The 6,513-nt window shown below is 70.1% G+C and carries 6 protein-coding genes; 3 read left to right on the plus strand and 3 right to left on the minus strand.

What is annotated here, in order from left to right:
- The first annotated feature begins 50 nt into the window (after nt 1–50).
- Together speB and AOK08_RS41000 are read left to right on the plus strand one after the other, a co-directional pair.
- On the plus strand, nt 51–1,058 hold the full coding sequence (gene speB / locus AOK08_RS40995) for an agmatinase (RefSeq protein WP_063794241.1): 1,008 nt from the start codon (nt 51–53) through the stop codon (nt 1,056–1,058).
- 5 nt (nt 1,059–1,063) lie between these two features.
- Complete coding sequence (locus AOK08_RS41000; RefSeq protein ID WP_055535555.1) at nt 1,064–2,749, plus strand: thiamine pyrophosphate-binding protein; 1,686 nt, start codon at nt 1,064–1,066, stop codon at nt 2,747–2,749.
- A gap of 76 nt (nt 2,750–2,825) precedes the next feature.
- Here AOK08_RS41000 and AOK08_RS46275 read toward each other — a convergent pair whose 3' ends face one another.
- Nucleotides 2,826–3,107 carry a hypothetical protein gene (locus AOK08_RS46275; protein WP_064511381.1) on the minus strand — a complete coding sequence of 94 codons (282 nt, stop codon included), beginning with the start codon at nt 3,105–3,107 and terminating at the stop codon, nt 2,826–2,828.
- 162 nt (nt 3,108–3,269) lie between these two features.
- Nucleotides 3,270–3,917 (minus strand): NADPH-dependent F420 reductase, encoded by a 648-nt coding sequence (locus AOK08_RS41010; protein ID WP_055535559.1) that lies wholly within the window; start codon nt 3,915–3,917, stop codon nt 3,270–3,272.
- A gap of 217 nt (nt 3,918–4,134) precedes the next feature.
- Here AOK08_RS41010 and AOK08_RS41015 point away from each other — a divergent pair, with 217 nt between their 5' ends.
- Complete coding sequence (locus AOK08_RS41015) at nt 4,135–6,090, plus strand: right-handed parallel beta-helix repeat-containing protein (protein WP_241827320.1); 1,956 nt, start codon at nt 4,135–4,137, stop codon at nt 6,088–6,090.
- Nucleotides 6,091–6,111: 21 nt separating this feature from the next.
- Here the strand turns inward: AOK08_RS41015 and AOK08_RS41020 are convergent.
- The coding region (locus tag AOK08_RS41020) for an ATP-binding protein (protein ID WP_055535560.1) at nt 6,112–6,513 on the minus strand (402 nt) is incomplete at its 5' end.

Raw genomic sequence — 6,513 nt, forward strand, 5'->3', positions numbered from 1 at the left:
CGCCTTCTCTCCGCGCCGGGCACGCCCGGCGCGGAGAGAAGGCGGACGGTATGACCAGCAGTTACGAGACGCGTACGGCGCACCAGGCACCCCGGGGCCCCGTCGACTCGTCCCGCATCCCGAGGTACGCCGGTCCCGCGACCTTCGCGCGGCTGCCGCGTCTCGACGAGGTCGGCGGGCGAACGGATGTCGCCGTGGTCGGGGTGCCGTTCGACTCAGGGGTCTCGTACCGTCCGGGCGCCCGTTTCGGCGGCAACGCGATCCGTGAGGCGTCGCGGCTGCTGCGCCCGTACAACCCGGCGCAGGACGCGTCGCCGTTCGCGCTCGCCCAGGTGGCGGACGCCGGGGACATCGCCGTGAACCCGTTCGACATCAACGAGGCCGTGGAGACGGTGGAGGCGGCGGCCGACGAACTGCTGGGCACGGGCGCACGCCTGATGACCCTCGGCGGCGACCACACGATCGCGCTTCCGCTCCTCCGCTCGGTGGCGAAGAAGCACGGCCCGGTGGCCCTGCTCCACTTCGACGCGCATCTCGACACCTGGGACACCTACTTCGGCGCCGAGTACACGCACGGGACGCCGTTCCGGCGGGCGGTGGAGGAAGGCATCCTCGACACCTCCGCCCTCTCGCACGTCGGCACGCGCGGCCCGCTTTACGGCAAGCAGGACCTGGACGACGACGCGAAGATGGGCTTCGGCATCGTCACGTCGGCGGACGTGATGCGACGCGGCGTGGACGAGGTCGCCGACCAGCTCCGCCAGCGCATCGGCGACCGACCGCTCTATATCTCCATCGACATCGACTGCCTCGACCCGGCGTTCGCCCCCGGCACGGGCACACCCGAGGCGGGCGGCATGACCTCGCGCGAGCTGCTGGAGATCCTGCGGGGCCTGGCGTCCTGCAATCTGGTCTCGGCGGACGTGGTCGAAGTGGCCCCCGCGTACGATCACGCCGAGATCACGTCGGTGGCGGCGTCGCACACGGCGTACGAACTGACGACGATCATGTCCCGCCAGATCGCCCAACAGAACACCCAACAGAACGCGCAGGCCTGACAGAGATGACCCACGACCACGACCAGGTACTGAGGCCGACCCCCGCCCAGACGGAGGCCGCGCTCAACCCGCCCCCCGGCCGCAACGGCGGGGACCTGGTCGTGGAGACACTGGCGGCACTCGGCACGACGACGGTCTTCGGCCTGCCCGGCCAGCACGCCCTGGGCCTGTTCGACGCGCTCCGCCGCTCGGACCTGCGGTACATCGGACTGCGGGTGGAGAACAACGCGGGGTTCGCGGCGGACGCGTACGGGAGGACGACGGGAGAGGCGGCTCCGCTTCTCCTGTCCACCGGCCCCGGCGCGCTGACGTCACTGGCGGCACTCCAGGAGGCCGCCTCCGCGTCGGCCCCCGTCCTGGCGATCAGCAGCCAGATCCCGACGGCCGGTCTGGGCGGCGGCAGACACGGCTACCTGCATGAACTCCCGGACCAGCAGGCCTCGTTCAGAGGTGTGGTGAAGTCGGTCCACACGGTCCGTACGCAGTCCCAGATCCCCTCGGCGATCGCCGACGCCTGGAAATCGGCGCTCACGGCCCCGCACGGCCCGGTATGGGTGGAGATCCCGCAGGACGTACTGCTGGCGGAGACCCTGATCCCCGTGGTGACAGGCGGCGACGCCTTCCCCGAGGAACTCCCCCCGCGCCCCGAACTGACGGCGCTGGCAGCCCACTTGCTGTCCAACGCCGAGCGCCCGGCGATCATCGCGGGCGGCGGGGTCGTACGGGCGGACGCGTCAGGCAAGTTGAGGGCGCTGGCGGAACGGCTCCAGGCGCCGGTGGTGACGACGTACGGCGGCAAGGGCGCGTTTCCCTGGACGCACCCCCTCTCGCTCCAGTCCTGGATGGAGGACCGCCACATGACGGACTTCCTGGAGGACGCGGACGTCCTGCTGGTGGTCGGCTCGGGCCTGGGCGAACTGTCGTCGAACTACCACACGTTCAAACCGCGCGGCCGGGTCGTCCAAGTCGAGGCGGACCTGGGCAAGTTGGAGTCCAACCACCCGGCACTGGGCATCCACGCGGACGCGCGGCTGGCGTTGCAGGCGCTGCTGGAGACGGTGGGCGTGCGGGAGGACGAGGGGGCGGCAGTCCGCGTACGGGAGGTGCTGGACCGGGTTGGTGCGCGCCTCGCCGCCCAGGAACTCACCCTGGAGCAGGGCCTGTTGATATCGATCAGGGCGGCGCTGCCACCCCGCTTCCTGTCCTTCTGGGACATGACGATCCTGTCCTACTGGGCCTGGGCGGCGTTCGACCCACGAGGCGCCAACACCATGCACTCGGCCCAGGGCGCGGGCGGGCTCGGCTACGCCTTCCCGGCGGCGCTGGGAGCGGCGGTGGCCGACCCGACACACCCGGTGCTCGCGGTCTCGGGTGACGGGGGTGCGTTGTACGGCATCGCTGAGCTGGCCACGGCCCGGCAGTACGACCTGAATGTGACGTGGCTGATCGTGGACGACGGGGGTTACGGCATCCTGCGCGAGTACATGACGGACGCGTTCGGGGAGACGGCGGGGACGGAGCTGGCGCGGCCGGACTTCGTGGCGCTGGCGGAGTCGTTCGGGGTGCCGGGGGTGCGGACGTCGCCGGAGACACTGGAGGCGGACCTCGCGAAGGCGCTGGGGGAGGCGGGGCCGTCGGTGGTGGTGCTTCCGGTGGTGTTGCGGATGTTCGGGGCTACGCACGGGAGTTGAGGGCGCGCACTCCTCGGCGCTGCGGGAATTCCTGGAGAGTATCGCCGGCTCATGGCAGCCGACATCGGCGGGACACTCAGTCGAGCCACTGCTTCCAGCGAGCACGGGGCGGATCGCAGCGGCCTGAGTCAAGGGACTGTTGGTAGGCGTGAGCGGCGAGGTCCTTGTCCGACCACACACGGCCGTTCACGTCAGAGAGATCGGGCCCGTTGCCGTCGGTGAGCTTGGAGATCGAGACGACGCAGTCGGGGCGCACGGTTTGTGCGGCATACCAACCAAGGGCTGTGGTGACCAGGGCAACGACTACGCAGGCGATGACGAGTAACTGCCGTGAGTTACCAGTTCTGTGCGAGAACATCAGCGCATCGTACTGAGTGCCCAGTGGCTCAACGATCCTGTATGGCCTGCGAGTTCAAGCTTCGGTGGCGCGGTGGCACAGGACAACCGGGGCCTGGGTTTCTGAAACAGCCCGGTGCGGGCGGGCCGGGTGACCCCGGCCCACCCGTTGTGGAGGGCAGGGCTACGCGGTGACGACCGAGATGTTGAAGTCCACCGGGCCGAGGACCCCGTAGAGCCGCAGCCACAGCGGCATGAGGAGTTCTGTCGCGCGGGCGCTGGACAGGTCCCCGAGGTCCGTGATTTGGGTGGAGTCCCAGCCGAAGGACCGCAGCAGCGCTGCCACCTCGGCCTTGGCGTCCTCGTCGTTGCCGCTGAGGAACACGTTGTGGTGGCCGGGGACCCGGCTGGGCTCGACCATGACCGTGTTGGTCATGGTGTTGAGGGTCTTGACGACCCGCGTCTCGGGGAACGCCTTCTGGAGCTGCTCGGCGAGGCTGCCGCCGTCGGGTGTGACGACCTTGGGCGGGAACCCGTCGGAGAAGTCGAGTGCGTTGGACACGTCGATGAGCACCTTGCCGCGCAGGTTGTCGGCGCCCGCGGCTTCCAGCGCGGCCAGGGAGACCAGGCCGCCGGTCGCGTTCACCACCAGTTCGGCGGCGCCCGCGGCGTCGGCGAAGGTGCCGTGCGCGCCGCCGTTGTCCACGGCCCACTTCTCGGCCTCGGCGTTGTCCGCCGTCCTGGAGCCGATCGTGACCTCATGGCCCAGCGTGGCGAGCTTGGTGGCGAGCCTGCGCCCGACCTCGCCCGTGCCCAGTACCGCGATCTTCATTGCGCGCTCTCCCTCGTGCTCAATCACTGTGCGGTGGTGGCCTGTTCGGCCCTGGCTCATTGAAGACTTTGGTCGACCATGCCGCTACCTCGGGACGACTGCGCACCATCTCACGCTGCCCCAGGGTGGAACTCCGTACATGGACAGAGGGGGCAGCATGGGGATCTTCCGTACCGGTTTCCGTTCACGCTTTCGTACACGGACAAGGGCAGGTGTCGTGACGCGGGCGGCGGTGGTGATCGGGCTCTCGGTGGCGGTCGTGCCGTCTCCGGCCGGGGCCTTACCTGCCCCGACGGCGACTCCCACGCAGCTGTACGTCGCTCCCTGGGGCAAGGATTCCTGGCCCGGCACCCTGGACCGGCCCTTCGCCACACCGGGACGCGCGCGACAGGCCGTACGCGCCCGGGTGCCACGGATGACGTCGGACCTGGTGGTGAACCTGCGCGGCGGGACGTACGGGCTCAAGGCGCCGCTGGGACTGTCGGAGGCCGCGGGGGACTCCGGACGGGGCGGTCACCAGGTGATCTACCAGGCGTACGGCTATGGGACACCCCGACAGGAGCGCGTGACGATCAGTGGCGGCCGTCAGATCTCCGCGTGGCGGCCGGATCGGCGGCTCAGGGGATTCTGGCGCGCGGACGTGGGTGGGCTGGAGACCCGTCAGCTCTACGTCGACGACCGGCGCGCCACGCGGTTCACGCGCGGCGGTACGGGCTTCCCGGGCACGCTGAAGGCGACCAGGACCGGTTACGTCACCACCAGTACCGTCCCCCGGACCTGGCGGAACCCCGCCGACATCGAGTTCGTCTACCGGGCCGGCTACGCCGAGGGCCGCTGCGGAGTCGCGGGGGTCTCCGCGAGCGCCCGCCGGACCAGCATCACCATGGATCAACCGTGCTGGGATCTGGCCCAACAGCTGTACGGAGGAACGGAGTTGCTCGAAGCGCCGAACAGCGTGGAGAACTCGCCCAGCTTCGCACGCAAGCCCGGGAGTTGGTATCTCGACCGCTCCCGGCCCGGACACCACGAGCTGCTCTACTTCCCGCGCCCCGGGCAGGACATGCGCCGGGTCAGCGTGGTCGCCCCGGTCCTGGAGAGCCTGGTCACCGGCACCGGGCGTCCGGGCCGTCCCCTTCACGACATCGGCTTCCGCGGCTTGACGTTCGCGTACGCCACCTGGCTGGCGCCCAGCGGACCCGCCGGTTTCCCCGCCGCGTGGAGCATGTACCTGCGGCCCGGGAAGGGTGAGGACGGGCTGCTCACGGTGCCCGGCACGGTCGCCTTCCGCACCGCCGAGCGGATCACGTTCGAGGGCAACCGTTTCACCCATCTGGGCGCCCAGGCGCTGGAGTTGTCCGAGAACAGCTCGTACAACGTCGTCGACGGCAATGTCATCAGCGACGTCTCCGACGGCGGCATCCTGATGGGGGTGGTCCCGCCCGACCAGAAGGGGACCAACCGCGGCAACCGGATCACCAACAACTGGATCCACCACATCGGCGCGGAGTACCACGCGGCCTCCGGTATCTGGGACACCGCGACCCAGGAGACCACCCTCGCGCACAACCAGGTCAACGACGTGCCGTACAGCGGCATCCTCTCTGGGCCCGGCGACGACCTGCGGGGCGTCATGCGCCGCAACCGCATCCTCGACAACCGCGTCTACGCGACGAACCGGCTCCTCGTGGACGGCGGCGGCATCTACCTGCGCGGCGAACAGGGCAGCTCCTTCGCCGACGGTGCCGTCATCAGGGGCAACGCGGTCACCGACAGCAAGTACGGCGACTGGAACGTCGGGATCTACACCGACGACAGCACCAACTGGGTCTCCGTGGACCGCAACACGGTGTACGACTACGTCGCCTCCATCGGCGGGTGCAGCGAGGAATGGGGCAACCGGCCTGTCCAGAACGTGCGTTACCGGGGCAACTTCTGGGACGACGCGGTGCCCGAGTGGGTCGAACGACGCGAGTACCCCGGGGCCTGGCCCCCGGCGAACGAGCAGCACCCGGAGGAAGGATGCGGAGACCCCCACGGCCTCGCATTCACCGGCAACACCCTGCTGCCTCCCCGCAACCCCGGCCAGGCCTGCGCCGCCAGCACCGCCTGCGCGGCGGTCCTGACCAACGCCGGCCCTCTTCCGTCGTACCGGCGGCACTTGGGCATGCGGTGACGGAACGGCGGGCCGGGCTCCTCACGGCCTTTCCGTCACCGCGTTCGGAAGCGTCAGTTCCACCCACGTCGTCTTTCCGATGCCGTGGCGGCGGGGGCAACAGCCCCAGCGTTCCGCCAGGGCCTGTACGAGGACGAGGCCACGGCCTCCCTCGTCCTCGGGGCGTGCTTGCCGGGGATCGGGCCGGCCGTTGTTCGCGTCGGCGACTTCGACGCGCAGGCGGTCGTCGTACGTGGCGAACCGGACGCCGATCTCGCGGCCGGGCGGCGTGGAGGCGTGCCGCAGGGAGTTGGTGAACAGCTCCGAGAGCAACAGTTCGGCTGTTTCGGCCACTTCGCCGTCGATCTTCCAGTCGGTGAGGTGGGTGCGGAGCAGTGCGCGGGCGCGGGGGGCGCTGCGTGGGGTGTGGGGGAGCTGCCAGGT

The organism is Streptomyces graminilatus (assembly GCF_001418565.1).
In the GTDB taxonomy this organism is placed as follows: Bacteria; Actinomycetota; Actinomycetes; order Streptomycetales; family Streptomycetaceae; genus Streptomyces; species Streptomyces graminilatus.

Bases quoted from the DNA above. Each gene is read 5' to 3' on its own strand.
- AOK08_RS46275 (WP_064511381.1), bottom strand. From the start codon at position 3,107: ATGTTCTCGCACAGAACTGGTAACTCACGGCAGTTACTCGTCATCGCC.
- speB (WP_063794241.1), top strand. From the start codon at position 51: ATGACCAGCAGTTACGAGACGCGTACGGCGCACCAGGCACCCCGGGGC.
- AOK08_RS41010 (WP_055535559.1), bottom strand. From the start codon at position 3,917: ATGAAGATCGCGGTACTGGGCACGGGCGAGGTCGGGCGCAGGCTCGCC.
- AOK08_RS41000 (WP_055535555.1), top strand. From the start codon at position 1,064: ATGACCCACGACCACGACCAGGTACTGAGGCCGACCCCCGCCCAGACG.